The sequence below is a fragment of the Bradyrhizobium sp. BR 1433 genome (assembly GCF_051547665.1).
Taxonomy (GTDB): Bacteria; Pseudomonadota; Alphaproteobacteria; order Rhizobiales; family Xanthobacteraceae; genus Bradyrhizobium; species Bradyrhizobium australafricanum.
This window is the reverse complement of record NZ_JBPUGG010000001.1, coordinates 7,443,590-7,466,370: the sequence shown is the minus strand read 5'-3', so window position 1 is coordinate 7,466,370 and position 22,781 is coordinate 7,443,590. Positions and strand designations below refer to the sequence as shown.

The 22,781-nt window shown below is 60.1% G+C and carries 16 protein-coding genes and 2 pseudogenes; 9 read left to right on the top strand and 9 right to left on the bottom strand.

Features of this window, described 5'->3' with window-relative positions; genetic code table 11:
- The first annotated feature begins 16 nt into the window (after window positions 1-16).
- The gene (locus tag ACSKB9_RS36020) at window positions 17-1,732 is read left to right on the top strand and encodes an ATP-binding protein (protein ID WP_438079116.1); all 1,716 of its coding nucleotides are present in this window, start codon (window positions 17-19) and stop codon (window positions 1,730-1,732) included.
- The gene (locus tag ACSKB9_RS36015) at window positions 1,722-2,336 is read left to right on the top strand and encodes a response regulator transcription factor (protein WP_283090027.1); all 615 of its coding nucleotides are present in this window, start codon (window positions 1,722-1,724) and stop codon (window positions 2,334-2,336) included. The genes ACSKB9_RS36020 and ACSKB9_RS36015 overlap by 11 nt, the downstream gene beginning before the upstream one ends.
- A gap of 393 nt (window positions 2,337-2,729) precedes the next feature.
- On the opposite strand, the gene ACSKB9_RS36010 is transcribed toward ACSKB9_RS36015, so the two are convergent.
- Entirely contained in the window at window positions 2,730-2,963 is a 234-nt protein-coding gene (locus ACSKB9_RS36010) for a DUF6894 family protein (RefSeq protein ID WP_411781362.1), read from the bottom strand.
- A gap of 319 nt (window positions 2,964-3,282) precedes the next feature.
- Between ACSKB9_RS36010 and ACSKB9_RS36005 the strand changes: the two genes are divergently transcribed.
- Window positions 3,283-4,548, top strand: coding sequence for a DUF1236 domain-containing protein (locus tag ACSKB9_RS36005; RefSeq protein WP_283090026.1), 1,266 nt, complete (start codon window positions 3,283-3,285; stop codon window positions 4,546-4,548).
- 764 nt (window positions 4,549-5,312) lie between these two features.
- Here ACSKB9_RS36005 and ACSKB9_RS36000 read toward each other — a convergent pair.
- Window positions 5,313-7,544: a PAS domain S-box protein gene (locus ACSKB9_RS36000; RefSeq protein ID WP_438079113.1), complete on the bottom strand. Its 2,232-nt coding sequence runs from the start codon at window positions 7,542-7,544 to the stop codon at window positions 5,313-5,315.
- The gene (locus ACSKB9_RS35995) at window positions 7,520-8,179 is read right to left on the bottom strand and encodes a hypothetical protein (protein ID WP_438080668.1); all 660 of its coding nucleotides are present in this window, start codon (window positions 8,177-8,179) and stop codon (window positions 7,520-7,522) included. Before ACSKB9_RS35995 ends, ACSKB9_RS36000 begins: the two co-directional genes overlap by 25 nt.
- Before the next feature lie 224 nt (window positions 8,180-8,403).
- Between ACSKB9_RS35995 and ACSKB9_RS35990 the strand changes: the two are divergent.
- A pseudogene (locus ACSKB9_RS35990) lies at window positions 8,404-8,505 on the top strand (IS5/IS1182 family transposase); the annotation flags it as partial.
- 445 nt (window positions 8,506-8,950) lie between these two features.
- On the opposite strand, the pseudogene clpB reads toward ACSKB9_RS35990, so the two are convergent.
- Window positions 8,951-11,591, bottom strand: a pseudogene (gene clpB, locus ACSKB9_RS35985) (ATP-dependent chaperone ClpB).
- 935 nt (window positions 11,592-12,526) lie between these two features.
- Between clpB and ACSKB9_RS35980 the strand changes: the two are divergent.
- Both ACSKB9_RS35980 and ACSKB9_RS35975 read left to right on the top strand, forming a co-directional pair.
- Complete coding sequence (locus ACSKB9_RS35980; protein ID WP_225646015.1) at window positions 12,527-13,201, top strand: HAD family hydrolase; 675 nt, start codon at window positions 12,527-12,529, stop codon at window positions 13,199-13,201.
- A gap of 499 nt (window positions 13,202-13,700) precedes the next feature.
- Window positions 13,701-14,819 carry a site-2 protease family protein gene (locus ACSKB9_RS35975; protein ID WP_438079111.1) on the top strand — a complete coding sequence of 373 codons (1,119 nt, stop codon included), beginning with the start codon at window positions 13,701-13,703 and terminating at the stop codon, window positions 14,817-14,819.
- A 243-nt stretch (window positions 14,820-15,062) separates the two neighbouring features.
- On the opposite strand, the gene ACSKB9_RS35970 is transcribed toward ACSKB9_RS35975, so the two are convergent.
- Window positions 15,063-15,587: a DedA family protein gene (locus ACSKB9_RS35970; RefSeq protein ID WP_438079109.1), complete on the bottom strand. Its 525-nt coding sequence runs from the start codon at window positions 15,585-15,587 to the stop codon at window positions 15,063-15,065.
- A gap of 262 nt (window positions 15,588-15,849) precedes the next feature.
- The gene (locus tag ACSKB9_RS35965; protein WP_438079107.1) at window positions 15,850-16,530 is read right to left on the bottom strand and encodes a dienelactone hydrolase family protein; all 681 of its coding nucleotides are present in this window, start codon (window positions 16,528-16,530) and stop codon (window positions 15,850-15,852) included.
- Window positions 16,531-17,088: 558 nt separating this feature from the next.
- Here ACSKB9_RS35965 and ACSKB9_RS35960 point away from each other — a divergent pair.
- From ACSKB9_RS35960 to ACSKB9_RS35950, 3 genes are all read left to right on the top strand, one after another.
- Window positions 17,089-17,334, top strand: a complete 246-nt coding sequence (locus ACSKB9_RS35960; protein ID WP_438079105.1) for a DUF2188 domain-containing protein — start codon at window positions 17,089-17,091, stop codon at window positions 17,332-17,334.
- Window positions 17,335-17,563: 229 nt separating this feature from the next.
- The gene (locus ACSKB9_RS35955; RefSeq protein ID WP_438079103.1) at window positions 17,564-18,427 is read left to right on the top strand and encodes an SDH family Clp fold serine proteinase; all 864 of its coding nucleotides are present in this window, start codon (window positions 17,564-17,566) and stop codon (window positions 18,425-18,427) included.
- 184 nt (window positions 18,428-18,611) lie between these two features.
- On the top strand, window positions 18,612-19,034 hold the full coding sequence (locus ACSKB9_RS35950) for a hypothetical protein (protein WP_411781369.1): 423 nt from the start codon (window positions 18,612-18,614) through the stop codon (window positions 19,032-19,034).
- A 468-nt stretch (window positions 19,035-19,502) separates the two neighbouring features.
- Here the strand turns inward: ACSKB9_RS35950 and ACSKB9_RS35945 are convergent, their stop codons facing one another.
- Genes ACSKB9_RS35945 through ACSKB9_RS35935 form a run of 3 tightly spaced genes read right to left on the bottom strand, consistent with a single transcriptional unit; the run spans window position 19,503 to window position 22,754 of the window.
- Window positions 19,503-19,976 (bottom strand): phosphate-starvation-inducible PsiE family protein, encoded by a 474-nt coding sequence (locus ACSKB9_RS35945; RefSeq protein WP_225646010.1) that lies wholly within the window; start codon window positions 19,974-19,976, stop codon window positions 19,503-19,505.
- 23 nt (window positions 19,977-19,999) lie between these two features.
- The gene (locus ACSKB9_RS35940) at window positions 20,000-21,559 is read right to left on the bottom strand and encodes a DHA2 family efflux MFS transporter permease subunit (protein ID WP_438079101.1); all 1,560 of its coding nucleotides are present in this window, start codon (window positions 21,557-21,559) and stop codon (window positions 20,000-20,002) included.
- A 1-nt stretch (window position 21,560) separates the two neighbouring features.
- Window positions 21,561-22,754, bottom strand: coding sequence for an HlyD family secretion protein (locus tag ACSKB9_RS35935; protein WP_438079099.1), 1,194 nt, complete (start codon window positions 22,752-22,754; stop codon window positions 21,561-21,563).
- Window positions 22,755-22,781 lie beyond the last annotated feature (27 nt).

Here is a 22,781-nt window from a genome sequence, read left to right as displayed (position 1 = left end):
CTGCGAGGCCAGCGCAATGCCGTGGACCGATCCCCTTGCAGATCCTGATGAGTTGCGGCGTTGTATGCGCGACGTTGTCGCCCTTTCGATGCTTCCGAAGGCGTGGCGAAACTATGATTTGCGGCGGATGTGCGACAGCATCGCCGGCGCGCTATTCACGATGCTCCGCGCTGACTTTGTCCTCATTATCCCGCAGAATCATGACACTCACCTCACGGAGCTGCTCCGCTGTGATCCTGACTTGGATCCTGCAAGTGTGGATCATGTACGGGCCGTGCTGAAGCGCGAAAGAGCGACATTTGGCGACGATCAGGGGTTTATCGTCGCCAACGGATCCAGCGGCCGCAACCTGCAGGTCGCAACCGCACCAATCGGGCTAAGCGAGTATGCTGTGCTTGCTGCCGGCTCCTTTCGCGCCGCGTTTCCAACCAAAGCGGAACGATTGCTGCTCACTATCGGGGCTAATCAGGCGGCGATCGCGTTCCAGCACTGGTTGGGCGATGCCGACAAGAGACGATTCACCATGTTGGCGCAGCGATCGACTGACTTTATAGGCATTGCCTCATTGAGCGGTCATATTCAATACGTCAACCCGGCTGGCCTACAATCGGTGGGTCTTGCCACGCCCGACGATGCATTGCGACTTCGCGTACTCGACTTCGTATCACGCGAAAACCGGCAGGTCGTCCGGAAAACGATTTGGCCCTTGGTGCTGCGTACAGGTCAATGGAAAGGAGAACTCGATCTTGTGCACTTCGGGTCCGGACTTCCGATTCCTTTCCTTGTGGATTGCTTCAGGATCGACGATCCGCGAACCGGGCAACCGATGAACGTCGCAACCGTTAGCCGCGATCTAAGCTTGGAGACTCATGCCGAGGCAGAATCGCGCCACCTCAACGAAACTCTCGAACGACGCGTGGAGCAGCGAACAATCGAACTGGCCGCGGCACACAAAAAGCTCATGGCGGAACAATTCGAACGTGAGCAATCCGATCGCCGCTTCCGGACATTGCGCGACGAAATGTTTCGTATGGCGCGCTTCACGGCAGCTGGCCACATGGCTGCGTCGATTGCCCACGAAATCTCACAGCCGCTCACGGCAATCATCAACTCGATGAATGCGACAAAACGGCTTCTGAATCGCACGGACCGCGCCAGCCTCGCGATAGCGCAGGGCGTTGCGAGCGAAGCAGCTGCCGAGGCGCTCCGAGCAAGCGAAATCCTCCGGCGGCACCGCCAGTTCGTCAGACCAGAGGAGAAGGAACGACGAATCGAAGCATTGTCTTTGATCATTGAGGAAGCCAGCGAGCTCGCGTTGGGCAGTGCTGCTTCGCCCGGGGCAAATCTCAAGTTTGAACTAGACGCTAGAGCCACGCACGCATTTGTAAGTCGGGTCCAAATCCAACAGGTCCTAGTAAATCTCATTCGCAATGCGCTTGAAGCGATGGCAGATCAGGAACAGCGCGAAATTACTCTGGCGACAAGAGTAGTAGACGATAGGATGGTCGAGGTCACAGTCGCTGACATCGGCCCTGGAATCAGCGAAAATATAGCCTGCCGGCTCTTCGAGCCGTTCGTTTCAAGCAAGCACAATGGGATGGGACTTGGCCTGCCAATTTCACGCTGGATTATCGAGACGCATGGCGGACAGTTGACGGCAGAGTCAAAGGCGGGCGGCGGCACCAGCTTCCGCTTCACCATTCCGTCCGAAGGTCTAGGCGATGCCAATTGAGCGAACCGTCTACGTTCTCGACGACGACGAAGCCGTGCTTCGTTCGCTGGAACGTCTATTGAGTTCCGCCAATTTCGAGCCGGTTACCTTCGAAAGAGCGGATCAGTTCTTGGCAGCCGCCATGGGGTTCAAACCGGCATGCGTGCTGCTTGACGTGCGTCTGCCAGACACGAACGGGCTGGAAGTCCAGGCACAATTGACCCGGATGCGGAGCGACCTGTCGGTCATTATCGTCACCGCCCAGGGCGACATCCAAACGGCAGTCCGGGCGATGAGGGCGGGTGCCAGCGATTTCCTAGAAAAGCCGTACAGCGATCATGCGTTGCTTGGGGCAATCGAGGCGACATTCACTAAGGAGTCCCAGATCACGGGCGATCTTGAGGGCGCCGACGCAGTCCGGCGGGTGGCAAGCCTCAGCCCACGCGAGCGGGACGTTCTTGACGGGCTGATGGCCGGTCGTCCCAACAAGTTGATTGCATACGAGCTCGGCCTCAGCGTCCGTACCGTTGAGGTACATCGCGCGCGCATGATGGATCGGCTTGAAGTACGCCAGCTCTCAGAAGCCATCCGGCTCGGCGTCGTGGCGAGGCTTAGGCCTGGCTGATCCGCAGTAACTCTGTCCAATGGCATTGTTCGACAGGAGGAAGCCGCGCCTCTTTGCTTCGTGCCGGAAATCATCGCTGTGCTAAGATCTTAGCCTCGCTAGCACGAACGTCTCGCTAAGTCGTAATGGCTTGCGGGATCTTGCCGATCTCAGCCGTCGTCAAACGTCTTGTAACAGGCCGTTGATGTAGCAGGCAGGCTAAACAGATGGGTGATGCATCGTTCGTCGAGGTGTCGAAGAGGCGAGCGCGATCACTCGGAGCACCACCGCGACGTACTATCAAGGCAAATGAACGCGACACGTCGACCGCGCCACCCAAAATGTGGCGGGATCAGCGCGTAGAAACGCGGCGGATCGGTGATATTGCATCGAGGCTAATGGACAGACGACAATCTACTTTTTCTCCACGACGATTTTCCCCCTGATAATATAGAGGGTTCTTGTGCCGTTGGAAATTTCTGTCGCCGCGTGAACATCAGGTTGTTGCTGGCCAAGAGCTCGACTAAGCGCACCTGGCATGCGACGCACAGCGTAACTGCATGCTGCGCCGGCGTCGTCAAGCACTACACCCTTTTGATCTATTACCGCCTGCCCGTTCAGGTGTCGATGGAAGTAAAATCGGGTCATACCAAGGAATGAGGAGGGCTAGCTTTCGTTCCGATCAACAAGATTATTCTGGCTGTCATAAACCGCAAATCAGCCCTAAGTTCCGTCAGAGTTTCCGAAAGCCGCGCCCATCACGCTTCAACAATTCGGCGCCTCGCTGACCGGCCGCCTAAAATTCCAAATCTTTGTTTGCAGCTACCTTCTTCCAGGCGTCAAGAAAAGGCTGCACCGCCCGCCAGCGGGCTACCAGCCACTTGCCTGGGATTTGGTCCTCCCGCTGCGCGGATCGCCTCGGCCCGGTTGACCGTCGTCATGGTGGAACCAAACGCGGCAACCTAGTTTGCCGAACCCGAGACGGGGGGAACCAACAGGAGATTCTCCCATGAGGATTAATTGGCTTTACACGACGGCGATGGCGTTGGTGATTGGCGCCGGTCCCGCCATTGCGCAATCGCCGGAAGGTTCGCAGAAGCGCGAGGAGAGCCCCCGCGCCCAGTCACCAGCGTCTCAGTCTAGGGAAATGGACCGTCCAGCCGCCCAGTCGAAGGAGATGGATCGCGACGGCGCGGCCGATCGCATCAAGGAGCGCGCGCAGTCCGAGCCGAAGGGTGGCACCAAGGATATGCAGCGCCGTGAGGTCCCATCGCCGGACGAGCGCAGTAAGGAGGCGCAGAAGTCGCAGGGCCGCGAGTCCAAGGAACCGACCCGGCAGAGCCAGGATCAGCCCAGCCGTGGCGAGCGCGCTCCCTCGAGCACAGCGCAGCAGAAGGAACTGCAGCAGGGCCGCGATGCCAAGCCGGCTGCCGATCAGAAGCAACAGGCTGAGGAAAAGCTGCGGGGCCGCGAGGGTCAGGCCAAGCAGGACCGCGCGCAGGACGCCACCAGGCCGGCCGATACGAAGCAGCAGCAGACCCAGCAGCAGATCGATCGCGATCGCAAGGAGCAACGCGATCAGGCGGCCCGGCCCTACACGTCCTCGCAGCAGAACGCGCGGCCGGCAGACAACACACAGACCCAGAAGACTGGCCAAGAGCCGGACCAATCGAACGGCCAGACTTCCTCGGCCGCACTCAACGACGATCAGCGCCGGCAAGTCGTCGATCAGTTGCGGCGCGACAGGACTGCCACCAGCCAAAAGCTCAATGTTCAGGTCAATGTCGGCACGCGGTTGCCGCGGGGCGTGCAGGCGCGCCGGTTGCCGCCCGATATCGTGCGGATTATGCCGCAATACCGGGACTATGAGTACACGGTGATCGACAACCGCGTTGCCATTATCGATCCGCGGCGGCGCGAGGTTGTCGATATTCTCGACGACGGGCCGGGTTACGGCAGGGCAGCCGCTTACAGCCGCGATCATGTCGTCATCAGCGATGACATGCGCAGACGGTTCAGAGAATTGGTGCGGAGCTCTTCGACGACGGTCGGCTCGACCTCGCCTTCGGCCGGCGGCGGAACCTCCGCGTCGAACTGTCTGTCGCTGCAGCCGGTGCCGGAAGAACTGGCGCGCAACCATCCGGAGCTCGCCAACTACCGCTATCTCGCCATCGGCGACGAGGTGGTGCTGGTTGACCCGCAGCAGCAGAAGATCGTCCAGGTGATCGACTGAGGCTGGCTGTTCTCCCTCTTCCCGTTCTTACGGGGAGAGGGTCGGGGTGAGGAGCTGCACGTTTCCGCGGCAACCCGGTTTGCAGACACCCTGGTGGTTAACCTCGCCGACCGGCTTCCTGATGTGGACATAGACGAAAACGGCGATCGCTGATTCCTCTTGAGCTTGTGCCGGCCCCGGTGCGCATCCTTTCGCGTCGGATTGAATTCGCGGACTTGGTTGCGGTTCAATGCCGCATGACGCCGATCCGCGCCAGCATCACCGGGCCGCCGCTCTCCGCCACCAGGATCAGCGCTTCCATGGCGGCTTGCCCGTCCGGCAGGGTAAGTTTCGCCTCGGGCAGCTTGCCGACGTACTCGGTGGCATCTCTGAGGGTGATGAACGCGCACCAAAGAAAGAGGCCTGAAGCGAACCTAGATCAGCCAAGTGCTGATTGCAATTACCGGCCCAGCTCAGTGCCGACAGGGCAACCCAAAAGCGCGGAATTGCCTACAAGGATGGTGAGTGCCGCTCGCGTGGCTGTCCGCGTTCGAGAATCAATAGGGAGAGCATCTTTCCTCAAAGGAAGACGCGCATTTTTGTCGTTGCTCGACAAGAATCCCGATCGGCCTCGCATCTCAATTAAACTCACGTGAAAAGCTTTCATCCGGCACACCTAAATGGGCCGACTGACGGCTCGCGAAAGTCCGCTATGCCCCCGTAGCGATCAAATTCCGCATCGCAGCGAATGATACGACGGGCCATTAACGACATCGGAAGCTCGCCTATTCTAGTGCGGCGCTGATCGCGTTAACTAGTTCGTCTTCCGTGAACGGCTTCAAAATAATTCGCAAGTCGTTCAACTCATTCAGGGCGGCGCGATCGCCATAGCCGGTGATAAGGATGACTGGCAAAGTTGGCCGCATCGCACGGATCGCTTTCGCAAGCTCGCCGCCGCTCATTTCCGGCATGGCGAGATCCGCGAGAACGAGATCTATTTCCTGATTACTTGCGAGCATGCGAAGCGCTTCGCCGCCGCTCTCCGCCGACACCGTTGCATATCCGAGAAGATCGAGCATCCTAACCATGGACTTCAGGACAGCCTTTTCGTCATCTGCGACCAGAACACGAAATCTCTTGGTGGTCTGCAGAGGCTTGCTCGCATCAACGGTGTCCGCATGGTGATCAGCATTGTCGACCCCCGCGCGCGGCAAGAAAACCTTCACCGCAGTGCCCTGACCGAGGCGAGTCTCAATACGCACGCCACCACCGGACTGTTTGGCAAAACCGAAGACTTGCGCCAATCCGAGGCCCGAGCCCTTTCCTGGTTCTTTCGTCGTGTAGAAAGGCTCGAACACATGCAGCAGGACATCATCTGGGATACCAGTGCCGGTATCATTGACGGCGAGAACCACGTAGTCTCCCGGCAACGGCTCTTCCGGCCGAAAGGACTCGCTTTCGATGACGGTGTTGAACGTCTCGATAGTGAGCGTGTCGCCCGGCTGCATCGCGTCCCTGGCGTTGATGGCGAGATTGAGAACGATCATCTCGATTTGGTTTGGATCGACCAGAGCGGGCCAGAGATCCGGAGCAAATATTGTTTTGAGTTGCACCGTCCCGCCCAAGGTGGCGCCGAGCAGATCGCCGATTCCGGCGATCTTTCTGTTTAGATCAACCTCGAGGGGTGCAAGTTGCTGTTTCCGCGAAAAGGCGAGGAGTTGCGCAACGAGCTTCCTGCCCCGGTCAGCAGCGGTCCGGATGAGTTCGATGCCTTCCCGATCGTCAGGGCGTTCCATTGTACGAGCGAGCAGACGCGCATTGGTCAGCACGACTGTGAGTAGGTTGTTGAAATCGTGCGCCACTCCTGACGTGATCTGCCCGATCGCATCGAGCCGCTGCAACTGCTGGACTTCGGTTTCGGCAAACTTACGTTTCTCCATTTGAGAGCGGAGCTGCCGGTTGGCCTCCTCCAGTTCGCGCCTCCGGTCTTCAATGCGGCGCTCGAGCCTTTCTTCAATACGTTTGCGCTCGGTGACCTCCAAGGCGATACCGAAAAACGCAACTGGCGTTTCGTTCTCGAAATTGGTCCGCCCGCGCGTCGCGATCCAGCGTTCCACGCCGTCCGTATTTCCGATGACCCGGTACTCGATATCGTAGACCCCATCGCCCCGCGGGTCGACGGACCGCTGGACCGCAGCCTCGACACGTGCAAGATCGTCTGGATGAACGCCGGCCCTCCACACCTCGTAATCGACAGGCGTGCCTGCAGCCAGGCCCCACATTGCCCGCAACGTGTCATCCCATTGCAACTCATTGGTTTGCGGATTCCAAGCATAGCGGCCGAGCCGCGCGAGATCGACGGCCGCCTTCAGCCGTGCTTCGCTCTCGCGCAGACGCGCTTCGGCATGCTTCTCCTCTGTGATCTCGCGTATGGCACCGATGAATCCGACCGGCTGTCGGCCTTCAAAGAAATTTTGGGCGTGGGTAGAGACCCAACGTTCTATGCCATCCTCGATTCCCTGCACACGGTACTCGGCCACGAAAACGCCATCGCTATCGGGGTCGAGTGAGGCCTCCCACGCCGCTGCGACCCGAACCTGGTCGTCACGGTGTATGGCCGCGACAGCCATCGGCGCGTCGACGGTGGTGTCAGCGGGTAATCCCCACATTGCCTTAAGGCGTGCATCCCAGTCGAGAGCGCCGGTCCTAGGGTCGCCAGAATAAGGCGATAAGCCGATCAGTTCGACTGCCGCCTTTAGCCGCGCTTCGCTGGCCAGCAGCAACGCTTCTGCTTGTTTACGCCGATCGATGTCTCGGAACGCAACAGAAACGCCCGTCGAGACTGGATAGATGTCGACCTCGAACCAATGCCCAATCAAAGGCGAGGTGCTCTCGAAATGCTGGGCCGTGCCAGTCTCGAGTGCGCGCCGCTGCGCCTCATATTCCAGCGCGCCGACAGCGTTCGGGAACGCTGAGAGAAACGGGACGCCTATCAAATCGTCGGGCTTCTGTCCCAAATCTCGAGTGCCTTGCGGCTTGCGTAAAGAAAACGTTGATCCCGATCAAGCGCATAAAAGGCCTCGCCGATCCCTTCGAGTACCTCGCGCAGGCTGGCTTCGCTCTTGCGCAAGGCCCGTTCGGCCTGGTCTCGCGCCGCCTTTACCTTTATGGCGTTGGTGGTTTCGAAAGCAGTGGCGAGATTGGCGACGACCGCGCCCGTCTCGTCGCGGATGGGCGTAAAGTAAGACGTGAAAAACGCTTCCTCAGGACCGTCGTCGCGCAGAAGCGTCCAGGGATGGTCTTCCAGCGTAACGGTCTCGCCCGCGAAAACACGGCGGTGGATCGCCGCTTCAGCCGCCTCCCATACCTCGCCCCAGACTTCGCGCCCCGGTCGACCGAAGGCACGAGGATGCATCGTCCCCATGAACGCCCGATGGACCTCATTGTAGATTAGGATGCGCTCGGGACCCCAGATCAGATTCATCGCGAGTTGCGATGCCATCATGAGGTCAATGGTGGTCTTGAGGCTCTGGGGCCAACTGGCAATCGGCCCAAGCGAAGTCTTCTCCCAATCGAACGCGCGAACGCGCGCGCCCATCTCGCCGCCGTTGGATGGCCAAGCTGATCGTCCTAGGTGAAGGTCCTTGCCCACCTGGGCTTCTCGCGGGCGCTGGCGAAAAGGACATCATTGTCCTGACGTACGATCGCGCGCGCCCATCTCGCCACCGCTGGACGGCCAAGCTGATCGTCCTCGGTGAAGGTCCTTGCCCACTGGGCCTTCTCGCGGGCGCAGGCGAAACGGACGTTATTGTCCTCAAGTACGATAGATTGGCCCGGGCAATCAAGCGTCAAAAAGTTGGCTTGGTCCCCGCAATTATGGGTCCCTCGCGAGGAGGTCTCACGGGGAAGATACACGCGGACACCGACGGGCTACCGGTCCGTCTCGTGCTCACGCCCGGTGAGGCACATAATAATCGGCTGTGTGTTCGGTCCTCCTCGTACCTTGCTCCCCCCAGAACGTGTTCATAGCCGCGCAGCAATGGCCCGGCTCAAAAACGGACTTCTGTGATGACCGGGGTGAAGTCGACTTGGCGGCTCGCGGAAATCGCTTATCGTCGCACAGCCGGCCACCTCTCACGGCCGAACCAATTGTTTCATGCGCTCTTAGTTCCTAAAAGTGCATAGTTCACCGACCGTTCAGCTGGCTTGTGAACATAACAGGGCGGCCATGCCGAGCGGTCCCTGGAGGGAGGGATGTTGTTGCGGCGGGCTAGGAACCCGGGCGCCCTCCCCGGGTTCCGCCTCCGCGGGCCACCCCACGTCTACGCTCGCTTCTATCCCGGTGGGATACTTCAGCTTAATCGCCCGCACACATGGCTGTCCGGCTATGAGGCGCCGTCGATCAGCACGACGTCATTCCCTTTTAATGCAGCTTGCGCCTGGCCTGCGGCGCCTCGAACTGGGCTACCTCGGCGGTCTGCGCCGCCTTGCCATTGAAGGTCAGCACATTGCCTTCGCTCGAGATCACAACGCGGTCCCCGTCGGCGACCTCGCCGGCCAGGATCATCTCGGCCAGCGGATCCTGCACGCTGCGCTGGATCACCCGCTTCAGGGGGCGCGCTCCATAGGCGGGGTCCCAGCCTTTGTCGGCCAGCCAGTCGCGTGCGGAAGCATCGAGCGTCAGCGCGATCTTTCGATCCTCGAGCAGCTCTTGCAGCCGCGCGAACTGGATCTCGACGATCCGGCCCATCTCGCTCTTCTGCAGGCGGTGGAACAGGATGATCTCGTCGACGCGGTTGAGGAACTCAGGGCGGAAATGTGCCCGCACCATCCCCATCACCTGATCGCGAACGGCCGAGGTGTCCCCGCCTTCCGGCTGGTTCACCAAAAATTCCGAACCGAGGTTCGACGTCATGATGATCAGGGTATTGCGGAAGTCGACGGTGCGGCCCTGCCCGTCGGTCAAGCGGCCGTCGTCGAGCACCTGCAGCAGCACGTTGAAGACGTCCGGGTGCGCCTTCTCGATCTCGTCGAACAGCACGACCTGGTAGGGCCGCCGCCGCACCGCTTCCGTGAGCGCGCCGCCCTCGTCATAACCCACATAGCCCGGAGGCGCGCCGATCAGACGGGAGACCGAGTGCTTCTCCATGTATTCGGACATGTCGAGGCGCACCATCGCGGTCTCGTCGTTGAAGAGATACTCCGCCAAGGCTTTCGTCAGCTCGGTCTTGCCGACGCCGGTGGGTCCTAAGAACATGAACGAGCCGGTCGGCCGGTTCGGATCCTGCAGGCCCGCGCGCGAACGCCGAACGGCGGTCGCCACCGCGTGCACCGCTTCGGCCTGGCCAACGACGCGCCTGGAAAGCGCCTCCTCCATCTTGAGGAGCTTGTCCTTTTCGCCTTCCAGCATCTTGTCGACGGGCACGCCGGTCCAGCGCGACACGACCTGCGCGATGTGGTTGGCGGTGACCGCCTCCTCCATCATTTCGCCGGGCGCCTCGTTGTCCTCGATGGAGGCGAGTTTCTTCTCAAGCTCGGGAATCTTGCCATAGGCAAGTTCGCCCGCGCGCTGGAATTCGCCGCGGCGCTGCGCGTTGGCAAGTTCAATGCGCAAGGCATCGAGCTCGCTCTTCAGCTTCGCCGCATCGGAAAGCTTGTTCTTCTCCTTGCTCCAGCGCGCCGTCAGCGCCGCGGATTTCTCTTCGAGATCGGCAAGTTCCTTCTCCAGCGTCTGCAGCCGGGTCTTGGAACCCGGATCGCTTTCCTTCTTTAGCGCCTCCTGCTCGATCTTCAGCCGGATGATGTCGCGATCGAGCGAATCGAGCTCTTCCGGCTTCGAATTCGACCTGCATCTTCAGCCGCGCCGCCGCCTCGTCCATCAGGTCGATGGCCTTGTCCGGCAGGAAGCGGTCGGTGATGTAGCGGTTCGACAGCGTGGTCGCGGCCACCAGCGCGGAATCGGTGATGCGCACCCCATGATGCTGCTCATATTTGTCCTTCAGGCCGCGCAGGATCGAGATGGTGTCCTCGACTGTGGGCTCGTTGACATAGATCGGCTGGAAGCGCCGGGCGAGCGCGGCATCCTTTTCGACATGCTTCTGGTATTCGTCGAGCGTTGTGGCGCCGATGCAGTGCAGCTCGCCGCGCGCGAGCGCAGGCTTCAACAGGTTGGACGCGTCCATCGCGCCGTCGGCCTTGCCGGCGCCGATCAGCGTGTGCATCTCGTCGATAAACAGGATGATGCTGCCCTCCGCGGAGATGACCTCCTGCAGCACGGCTTTCAGCCGCTCCTCGAACTCGCCGCGATACTTTGCGCCGGCAATCAACGCGCCCATGTCGAGGGAGAGCAGCTTTTTGTCCTTCAGGCTTTCCGGCACGTCGCCATTGACGATGCGCAGCGCGAGGCCCTCGACGATAGCGGTCTTGCCGACGCCGGGCTCGCCGATCAGCACGGGATTGTTCTTGGTGCGGCGGGAGAGCACTTGAATCGTGCGACGGATCTCCTCGTCGCGGCCGATGACGGGATCGAGCTTGCCGTCGCGTGCGGCCTGGGTCAGGTCGCGGGCATATTTCTTCAGCGCGTCGTAGGCGTTTTCGGCCGTCGCGGAATCCGCGGTGCGGCCCTTGCGCAGGGACTCGATCGCCGCGTTAAGATTCTGCGTCGTGACGCCGCCCTGGCTCAAAATATTGCCGGCTTCGCTGTTCTTGTCCATCGCGAGGCCCAGTAGCAGCCGCTCGACGGTGACAAAGCTGTCGCCGGCCTTGTCGGCCGCCTTCTCGGAAGCATCGAAGGCGCGCGCCAGTTCCGGCGCGAGATAGACCTGTCCAGCCCCGCCGCCGGACACTTTTGGCAATTTATTCAGCGCGTCCTCGGTCGCTTTCAGGATGGCGCGGGAGTTGCCGCCCGCACGGTCAATCAGGCCGCTCGCAAGGCCCTCATTGTCATCCAGCAGCACTTTCAACACATGCAGTGTCGAGAACTGCTGGTGGCCCTCGCGCATGGCGAGCGATTGCGCCGACTGGATGAAGCCGCGCGAACGCTCGGTATATTTCTCGATATTCATCGGTTTGCTTCCTTCAGCGCGACGCTCAAGCCCGAAGGCACTCCCTAATATCATTATTGAGTTTCCGCCTGGCCGCGTTGATATCGGTCAACCGGCCGGTGGTCGTCGACCTCATTTGGCATAGCCGCGCCCCCGCCGCAGCGGTGCCGCTCTCCGCCGGCTACCAGCCAGACTAGTATCTCTAGCTCGGCGCGCCGGTTGAATGAGGGAATTGCATCCGATTGTGTGGCAAGACGTTTACGGTCCACGTCCTGTTTTTCGATCGTCCAGGCCGAACCCACAGCGCGTTGACCTCCATAAAGCTTCCCGAAAGCTTTGGCTGTCACTCAGTCGTATAGCACAGCCTGCATACCGTGCTTGCGCGCGCACGATCCGCATCGCGATTGCTGCACCGAGCGGCCGACAAAGATATTGGCCGCTGAAAACCCTCAAGCAAGCTGACGTCAATCAAGGTGCTCGCGATGCGGGAGCCCCTAGATTTCGGTGAATGATGGATTGCGCTGTTGCAACCAGGGAGACCCGGTCGAACGCTGGTAGCCATTACCGAGCGGCGCAATGGTCGCACCTAGAACAGTCCGGACATGGACCCGTCCAAGGACCCCCAAGCGCTGGTCTCCCGTCTCGCGGTCGCGCTCGGCATCGGGCTATTGGTCGCCTCGAACGGGGCTGGCGTCGACGTTAAGCGAGCCCTGGATGTCCATGGCGCGCCTCACACCTGACATCTTGAGCACGTCAGATGCGGCGGTGGCCATTCTTGGCGTCGTACCGTCAGCAAAATCGCTACCTGGTCGGAGCAGTTGCGCTGTGGTGGCCTTTGTCTTCGCTGCCTGAACGGCGGTTGATTGCCAAGGCCGAGGATTGCCGCTCGCTGGCACCGTCAAATCGAAGATGCTCGGTCGTTGCAGATGACAATGCTATCGAAGAAGGAGAAATCGATGCGGATCGAGCCCGTCTTTATATTTGACCTTGATGGAACCCTGGTGGACAGCGTGTACCAACACGTCCTTGCCTGGAAGCACGCGCTTGACGCTGAAGGCATTGAGCTATCGGTGTGGCGCATCCATCGCAAGATCGGCATGAGCGGCGGCTTGTTCACCGACCAGCTTCTGCGCGAGACCGGGTTCGAGATTAGCGATGAGCGCGCGGAACGGCTGCGCGAGGGCCACGCCGCCGCGTACCGTCAGCAGGCCAGATACATCCGGCCTCTGCCGGGAGCGCGAGAATTGCTGTCGTGGTTGTCGGAGGCCGGTATTCCGTGGACGATTGCGACCAGCGGCCGCATGGAAACCGCAGCCGTCAATCTGGCCGCGCTCAGCGTCGATCCAGACAGGATCCCGGTAGTGACGCGCGATCAGGTCAAATATGCCAAACCCGATCCGGACCTGTTTCTCGCGGCCGCCGCCCGACTGGAAGCACCTATCGAAACAGCAGTGGTTGTGGGCGATAGCGTCTGGGACATGCTGGCGGCAATACGATGCCGGGCCCTGGGTGTTGGTCTTTTGAGCGGTGGCTATGGGCAAGACGAGTTGAGGCAATCCGGTGCAATCCGCGTTTACGATGATCCGGCCGATCTGTTGAGGCATGTCGACGAGGTTGGCGGCCGTCGATGACGCCTGCACGCGCAGCACGGCCACGCTCAAGATACCTCACGCACCTTCCTGGCACAGCCGCGGAACCCCATTTTGCAGGCGCAATCAGCCGCGTTGAGAGGAAACTCTCGTTCGCACGGCAGCCTTTTTGTAGCGACTTCTGGCTCGCTTGGTCCTTGTCGTCAGTGCATGAGCCGCGTGTGATCGTCTCAGATGTCTAACGACGTCACCTCCTCCGGCCTGCTCACGACAGCCGCCCTTGATGAGAGGGCCGCTCTTGTCACGAAGTGGCGATCGAGGCACGCACGAGACAACTGCGAGTTTCCCCTGATCACGGGCATACGGAGAATTTCGAAATTCTTAGCGTGTTCGGCCTGCAACGATATGACCGTGAGCCGGGGGTCGGCCTCGAAATATGCAAGCGGATTGACACCGTTGGGGTTGCGGTTTGTCAGCGCAGCAGCAGGACAGCCGCTTCATCCTGCCCCTGCCCCGAAGCTCGACCGTTGTGAGGCAAGCCATGTCTTGGTACCTGAAGCTCGGCTCCATCGCCGGAACAGCCGTCCGAATCCACATCACTTTCCTCCTCTTCCTCGCCTGGATTTTCGGCGCGAGTTACGTCTCGGGCGGGACCAATGCGGCCTGGAGCAGCCTTCTGTTCATGATGCTCCTGTTCATCTGCGTGCTGGCGCATGAGTTCGGCCACATCCTGATGGCGTGCGCCTTCGGCGTTCTGACACCCGATGTCATTTTGCTTCCAATCGGCGGCGTCGCGCGGCTGGAACGCATTCCGCAAACGCCGCTTGAGGAATTTCTCATCGCGATCGCGGGCCCACTGGTCAATGTCGTGATCGCGTTCGGTCTCGTCCTCCTCACGAGCGCGACACTGGACGGCGGCTCGCTCGCGGCGGTCGAAAGCGCCCAGGTCTCGATGGTCGACCGGCTCGCATCGGTGAATCTGTTCCTCGCGCTCTTCAACCTGGTCCCCGCCTTCCCGATGGATGGCGGACGCATCCTGCGCGCGCTCCTCTCAGCGCGGCTCGGCCTCGTTCGCGCCACCGAGATCGCTGCAATGATCGGTCAATGGGTCGCGTTCGCGCTCGGCTTTATCGGTCTGTTCGGAAGCCCGATGCTGATCTTCATCGCGATCTTCGTTTATCTGGCGGCCTCCTCGGAGGCCCATATGGTCGCCCTCCGCTCCTTGTCGCAAGGCGTGCCGGTCGACGCCGCGACGATGACGCAGTTCGCAATGCTCACGCCGGAATCGCGTCTCAACGAGGCGATCGAGCTCCTGCTGCACACGAGCCAGAGCGAATTCCCGATCGTCGATCATGCACAGCGGCCAGTCGGTATCCTGTCCCGCGCCGACCTGATCCGCGCTCTGAAAGAGCTCGGTCCCGAGGCTCGGCTAAAAGACGCGACATTGTCGCCTTTCCCGACCTGCAATCGTCGCTGCACGCTGGAAGACGCACTCAAACTCCTGCAGGAAAAAGGTGCGCCCGCCGTGGGCGTCCTTGATGGTGCGGACCGGCTGGTTGGACTTGTGAGTTCCGAACGGCTAGGCGAAATGCTGATGATCGCGAGCGCCATGCCGCCTGGATACCGACTGAGCAGCGGCCACCGGCCCGCGGCAGCCTGAACGGACCGGTTATCGCCGACGTTGTCGGTTTCGATAACCCTTTGCGGCCGTCGATTTTGATCTTGCGAGGCTGCGGGCTCGCGACCTCGAATATATTCCTGATTGTCTCGTTCGAGCCGTGGGCGTTCGCAGCGCCGGGTGTGAATGACGAATTGCAATACCCAGTTGCCTCCTCAGCCAAGCAGTATTTCTCGCATTGAATTTCTCCATTGCATCGCTCTTGGGCGCCGAAATTGGTGTCGCCTACTCCCAGAGCCAAGTCAGGGCTTCCGATCCGAATTTGCCAATTTGCAGCACCACGGCCGCCCACAGGAATGCCGAAGCGAAATTGGCGACCTGAAAGGGCCAATAGGGCATGGCGAAGATGCCAGCGACAAGTGGAACGACCGCGCGCAACGGGCCGAAGAAACGACCGATGAAGACGCCGGACACGCCCCATTTCCTCACGAAGGACTCCCCCTTCGAAATGAGATGCGGATGCCGGGAGAAAGGCCACCTGTGGTAGATGGCCTTCCCCAGTTTCAAGCCGATCCAGTAGGATACCCAATCGCCGAGCCCAGCGCCCGTCGAGGCGGCGACCCAGATCGGCCAGAACTTGATCTCGCTCACGCTGACCAGCCCACCAATCGCGATCAACGCAGCCCAAGCCGGAACCAACACCGAGATGAATGCTAGCGACTCACCGAAAGCAAGCGCAAAAACAATCGGCGGCGCCCAGGCCTCGTTCTGACGCACGAAGTCGATGATTTGCTGTGCGTAAGATTCCATCGGCATTCGCATCAACCAAGCATCTACAGAAATGTGAGAAGACAGCAGTTACCTATACTGACCAATCGCTCCGCGTGCGGCCCGCCCTCGCTTTGTCCGACTTGGCTGAACTCGCTGACGAGTAGTCGGTAAACGGTCTTGACATCCCTGACGTAGGCAGCCTGCGAGAACTCCGCCTCTAGATGTCTTACGTCCAGGCTTCGCGCAGCGGCCTCGAAACGGTAGTTCAACCGATCCCTTGCCGCCTCTTCGCGGATCGAGTTCACCCAACGAGGTGTCTGTAATACCACCGACGCGCCAGCGCTGCCACTTCGTCCAGCGCAACGGGCTCCTCGAAGAAGCGTGTTGCGCCTGGCACGAGGGCGAATTGCTTTTCGCATTTCAGCTGCTTGAACGCTTCCCGGTTCGGCTTAACCGCCTCAAGGTCGTTTCCGCCTACTATGAGCAGCGTCGGTGCGCAGACGCGCACCAAGGCAGCACCGGCGAGATCGGGACGGCCTCCTCGCGACGTGATCGCACCAACTTGATCGGAACGTATCGCCGCCGCTTCCAATGCTGCCGCTATGCCGGTGTCAGTTCCGAAATAGCCGAGCCGTAGGCCCTTCGTATCCGGGTATTGCGTGATCCAATCGGCTACACCAATCAGCCGTTCGGCGAGCAGCGCAATGTTGAGCCGCAACCTTTTCGTGCGGAGGTCTATTTCTTGCTCCTCGACCGTCAGCAAATCAACAAGGAGAGTCGCAAGATTGGACTCGTTGAGCAGACGCTCCACATAGCGATCCAGGTAGCGACTGCGAGGATTGTGAAAGCCACTGCTGCCTTGCGCGAAGAGAATAAGGCCGCTGGATTCTAGCGGCACCGTCAGCCTGCCGTAGAGCGATTCCGAGCCCGCTGGGATGGCTACCAACTGGTCTTCAATCGCTAGAGCAGCAGGATTGCGCATTGTTACTTTCCTTCCTGGAATGCGCTGCGGCGACCGCTATCTCTCCCGCCTATCCGCTGCGAACGAAAACGCCGCTTGCCTTGCCAATAGGCACTGATCGCGAGCAACACACCTTGGCTCGCAGCTTGGTTCGCAGCAAGCTTTTGAAAGAACTTTGCCCAACAAGGTCTCGCCCGACCATGACGTCCGTCAATGGAAGGATGATCGTGCCGCTTCTCGGCAGAGTATGATCACGAAGCACTGAGCCGGCACCCATTGCAGGAACAGCCAGAACGGCTTCGTGTGCAAGCAGGAGAACGCGAACTGATTGCGAAGCTCGCAAATCAGCCCTCTTGCAACGAGAATTCCATAGGCATCGCGCGGAAGATTCCGAAATGGCCTTCCCCGCGGCGATCGGAAACTCGACGGACGGATCAGCCTCCTCCTTGATATTTGTCATCAGTTTCGCATTCTCTCACACACCACCACCACCCGGCCCGGACCGGGCACGAAATTGATCTTTATCACGGCGCCCTGTTCGACATTGCAGTATCTTTGCACGTGGTGCGGAGTTCCCCTATGGTTGCGGCCATTCACGTTTTTCCCGACGACAATTTCGACGACTGGGTCGTTCGCGACGACAAGGGGTGCGAGCTCGGTCACTATCCGACCAGGGAAAACGCCGAATTTGCCGCGCAAGCAATTGCGCGGGAATTGGGGACCAGGTTCGTCGTTCATCTCCCTGACGGAAGAACGAGTTGCACTAATTTTGCGAGGGGATGGCTCGCCAGATTGTTCGGTTCGGTCGGCCTAAGAAAATGGTAGCGCCTCTGTTGGAAGAGGCATCAATTACAATGCGACACGAAGGTCAATTTGCGCCGCCTTGAGCCACGAAATATTGACAACGATCATGGTGCACGACACGACGGCGCTCAATGTTCCCCGCGCGAGTTCGGATGAAGACGAAATCTCTGTGCTCTGCACGCGGAGCAGCGTTTTGCCTTTGGCCTAGTCGTTACGACTAACCAGCGTTCCGCTCGCTGAGGAGGACACGATGTCGACAGGCGATATTGTCTGGATGTTCTTCATATTCTCAGCGCTCCAACCGATGCTGCGGCAGCAGTTTCTCGAAGTCTTGCGGGTACGCAAGATTTCGCAGATCGAGCGCGAGCGACAGTCCCGGGTGATCCTGCTGGTGCACCGGCAGGAAACGATGCGGTTTCTCGGCTTTCCGCTTGCGCGCTACATCGACATCAACGATTCCGAGGACGTGATGCGCGCTATCCAGATGACGGACGCCGATGTGCCGATTGATCTCGTGCTTCATACTCCGGGCGGACTCGTCCTGGCCGCATTGCAGATCGCCAAAGCCGTACGGGAACACAAAGCGAAGGTCACCGTCTTTGTACCGCACCACGCCATGTCGGGCGGTACGCTGATCGCACTCGCCGCCGACGAAATCGTCATGAGCAAGCATTCCATGCTGGGCCCGATCGATCCGCAACTCGGGGACTCACCGGCCGCCTCGCTGATCAAGGTCTTGGCAGACAAGCCGATTGCAAAGGTCGACGACCGCACGCTGATCATGGCCGACGTCGGCCGCAAGGCGATCACGCAGGTCAAACAGGCCGCATGCGAGCTGCTGACCCGTCGACTATCCGCGGAGAAAGCCGGTGCCGTCGCGGACACCCTAACCTCCGGCACGTGGACCCACGACTATCCGATATGGGCCTCCGTCGCGACGTCGCTCGGCTTGCCCGTGAGCACCGACATGCCGCACAACGTCCTCAAGCTGCTCAAGCTCTATCCGCAACCCGTCCGAATGCAAAGCGGCGGCGGCGTGGAGTACCTGCCGGTCGAGCGGCGCGGATCGGAAGGACCGAAGATGGATGCGTTCGGATGGCCGCGGGTTCCGTAACGCATCCAAGTCGCACGATCAATTCGCCCTCATTAATTATCAAGTCACGAAACTCGTGTGAACTTGACGGCAGTCAACGTGCCCGGCTCTGTCACATGTATAAATACCTGATCACCAAGCGGCTCGAGTGTCGTGGTATCCCCGACCGCCTCGGTTGATCCCTCACTCTATTCAGGAGACGATCATGCACCAACTAATTCGCGGAGGCGCGATCGCCGTTGCGCTTCTTGGCAGCGTAAGCTTCGCCGCCGCCCAGCGCGCCTCTGGCGACGTTCACCCCGATTTGACGGCAAGTCAGCAACAGGCTGTCAGCCAGGGACTCGCGTCTTCGCCATCACAGCCCGCGCCGTCCGGCGAGCAACCGCAGGTTGGCAATAAAGTTCCCGATTCCATGTCAGCGCAGTCGATGCCGGGCAACGTTACCGATAAGGTTCCCGAGACGAAGAACCTTCTCTTCGTCAAACTGCCGGACCGGATCGTGCTGATCGATCCCGACAACAAGCTCGTCACGCAGATCGTCATGGACAGCACCACGACGGATTCGAGCACCACGGGATCGAATACCAGCGGATCGACGACCAATACCTTGGACCGGCCTTCTCGGTAACGATCCGCAGCTAGATTGATCTCGTCAGATGATACCGGCGACGCGCGTGTATCGTATGGCGCGTCTCCGGGCAGCAACCGAAAGTGATTTGATTGTCAAATCCCATTTCTCGTTGCCATCGCCAGCGACGGTCGTCTCGACGATCGTCGCTCTTGCTCCGTGGATGAATCGTGCTGCCGCGGGAAACTCGGGCTCACGCACTCAAGACGAACGATCTTGCCCAAGGCTACCGTTCTGTAGCCCAAAGCTAAACCTTGACGTCAATAAGAGCGAGACGGTCGGAGGATCAAGGATTTCATTCGGCAAAGACGGTAATATCGATGCCATCGTCGCCGTCAACGATTTCGCCCGTCTCGTAGGCCAGCCTACGCTATTCCCAATTACCTTATCAACCTTTCCCTCCGTCGGAGGTAGTGCGCCCCAAAACTGCCGGCTTTCGTCAGCGGTTGATAGCGCTTCGTACTAACGTCAGGCCATCTCGTCCTCCGCCAGATCGCGACGACCTATCAGCCAATAGATAACGCCGAGCGCGACGATCGCCGCCGCCAGCGACAAGATGTGCAGCGCGTCCGTCTCTGTGAGATCGAGGATGATGACCTTCCGGCAGATAGCCAATAACGTGATCATCACGACCGAGCGTATCTGGACAACGGTATCACGGCGCTCAGCAACCACCAGAAGCGTTTTCTTGAACTCGAGTGCAATGATCACCGTCAGGATCATGCCGAATGCAGCCTGAAACGCCGAGTAGTCGGATGGATCGAATCCTCCAGCGAGAACCAGGCCAAACAAGATCTTCAAGGTCAGGGTCCACATGGCGGCGACGACGATGACGGCAATCAACGCCGTGAGGAACATGACGACGACGTACTCGAAGCGTTGATACAGCGACAGCAGCCCCAATCGTTCTCTCGCATCCCTCAACTCGTGCTTGATCGACATCAGGGCCTCCGACACGCCGCGTCTCACGCTTCTGGCGTCTCACGCTTCCACAATCCTTCCTGGCGGACTCTCTTTCCAGGCGCTCGGGGTGGACGTTGTATCAGTATTACCAGCGGGATCGCCAGCAAGGACACGAACATCATCAGCTTGAAATTGTCGATGAACGCGACAGCTTCTGCCTGTGCAGAAACGAGCTGGGCAAGTGCGGCCCGCCCCTGAACGGTTGCGAGACCGAAATGCTGGGCATGGTCGCGTATCACCTGCCGGTAGGGGGTGATGTGCTCGACCAGCTCGGCCTGGGCGGTGGCTGAATTGCGCACCAGCAGATAGCTCATCAGGGAAATGCCGATGCTCGCCCCGATATTTCGCATCAAATTGAAGAGCCCGGTTCCCTGCGTGCGCAACGTCGAGGGAAGGGTTCCGAACGCCACCGTGCCGAGCGGTACGAAGACGAATCCAAGGCCGAAACCCTGCAGTAAACCGGTGCGGACCAGGGTGCCCTGCGATACGTCGGGAGTAAAGCCGGTCATGAAATAGAGGGACAGCGCCGTCAGTCCGAAACCAGTCGCGATCAAGATGCGTCCGTCGATATGGCGGATGAGTTGCCCGACCAACAACATCGCGACCATGGTCCCGACACCACGTGGCGCTAGCACGAGGCCCGCCGTCAGCACTGGATAGTTCATGAGCTTTTCGAGATAGGGCGTCAGCATCGATAGCGTCGCTAGCAGCACGACACCGACGATGAAAATCAGGATGACCCCGACGACAAAATTCCGGTCGCGGAACAACGCAAGATCAATGAAAGGATCGGCCATCGACAGGGAGTGGACCGTAAAGAAATAGAAGCCGAGCACGAAAAGGGCGGCTTCCAACTGAATCTCGGGAGAGGAAAGCCAGTCGAGGCGCTCGCCCCGGTCCAGGAAAAGCTGCAATGCACCAATGCCCAGGCTGAGCGACGCAAATCCGAGCCAATCGAGCCGCCGCGCAAGGGGCCGATCGGTGCGCCGTCCGAGAAACAGCAAAATGCCAAGCGCGCACAGCAGGCCAACCGGCAAGTTGACATAAAACACCCAGCGCCAGCTATAGGAGTCGGTCAACCAGCCGCCGAGTGTCGGCCCGAGAATCGGGCCCAACATGACGCCGAGGCCGAATATCGCCGTCGCCTGTCCTTGCCGCTCCGGCGGATAAACGTCGAGCAGCACGGATTGCGAGAGCGGCACCAGCGGCGCGCCAAAGATACCCTGAAGCAGTCGAAAGACGACCATCTGTCCTAGCGATACGGCCGCCCCACAGAGCATCGAGGTCACAATGAAGCCGATCACCGCTGTCAGGAATAATGGCTTGCGGCCGAGCCTTGCTTCGAGCCAGCCAGTCGCCGGCGTAACGATCGCCGCTGCGACGATATAGGAAGTCAGGACCCAGTTGATTTGGTCGCTCGTTGCCGACAGGCTGCCCTGCATATATGGCAACGCGACATTGGCTATCGTGGTATCAAGCGCCTGCATCAGGGTCGCAAGCATCACGGTTACTGTGATCATTCCGCGGTTCATGATGCTGCTATCTGCGGCGCTGCTCGCCATGTCAGGCCCCGAAAATCGCGGTGAAGTCACGCCACAGCTCGCGGAGCGATCGCTGGTGGCCGGTGTCGATCGAGATCTTGACACTCATCCCTGCGCGCAGTGGCGGGTGGTTCGCGGGTTGATCGAAAGAAAGACGAACCGGAATGCGCTGCACGACTTTCACCCAGTTGCCTGTGGCATTTTGCGGCGGCAGTAGTGCGAAGACCGATCCACTCGCGGGTGCCAGCGATGTTACCTGCGCTGCAATCGGCGCGTCCGGATAGGCGTCAACGATGACCCGCGCCGGATTTCCTTCCCTCACATAGGTGAGATCCGTCTCCTTGATATTGGCTTCGACATAGAGATCGCCCGTCGCTACCAGCGGAAACGCGGCTTGTCCGGCATTCAAAAAAACGCCTATCGCGATGCTCTCGACGTTGTGCGGAATGCCGTCGAAAGGTGCGACGATAGAGGTCAGTCGCAGGTTGCGCGCGGCGAGATCGACGGCCGCCTGCGCCTGTTTGACCGTGGATTGCTGGTCGACCGGCAAATCCAGGTTGCCGCCAATCTGGGCGAGCGCCGCTGCTGCCTCCCTCTCCAAGCTGGCCAGATTGGCCTTCGCCGCCTGAAAGTCGCGGATTGCGGCATCGAGCGTCGCCCGAGGCGAGGTGCCAGTGTTGTAGAGCTGCTGCTGGCGTTCATAATTGGCCCGCGTGTAGTCGACCGAGGCCCTTGCCTCATCGATCTGCTTCTGGCGTGCTCGGTAAGTCTCGATCAGCGTGTGCGCCTGGTCGCGTGCAATGCCGAGCTGCGCTTCGGCGTTGGCTAGCGCAACCCGATATGTCTCCGTATCGATGTTGAAGAGCGGGTCGCCTTTCTTCACCGGCGCGTTCGACCTTGCCGCGATGCCGATGACCTGGCCCGAGATCTGCGCGCTGATCGACGCGCTCACCGCCTGAACATAAGCGTCTTCCTCGGACACGTAGCGGCCGGTCATCAGATAAAGCGCGAGCGCGCCGGCAACCAGCGCGACCGGACCAAGGGCCAACAGCGGTCGGCGCCAGCGGCTTCGCGATGGCGCCGGCTCGCCTTCTACGCCAGGCTTCTCCGTCGAACCCTGAAGTTCCCGATCCAGGTAAGGAGAACGCCTCGGGAGTGCGCGGGCCGCGGTGGGTTCGCCAACTTCCGTAAATGCTTCGAAGCCGCTATCTGGCATGGCGCGATACTCGCCGTCCCGGTTAGT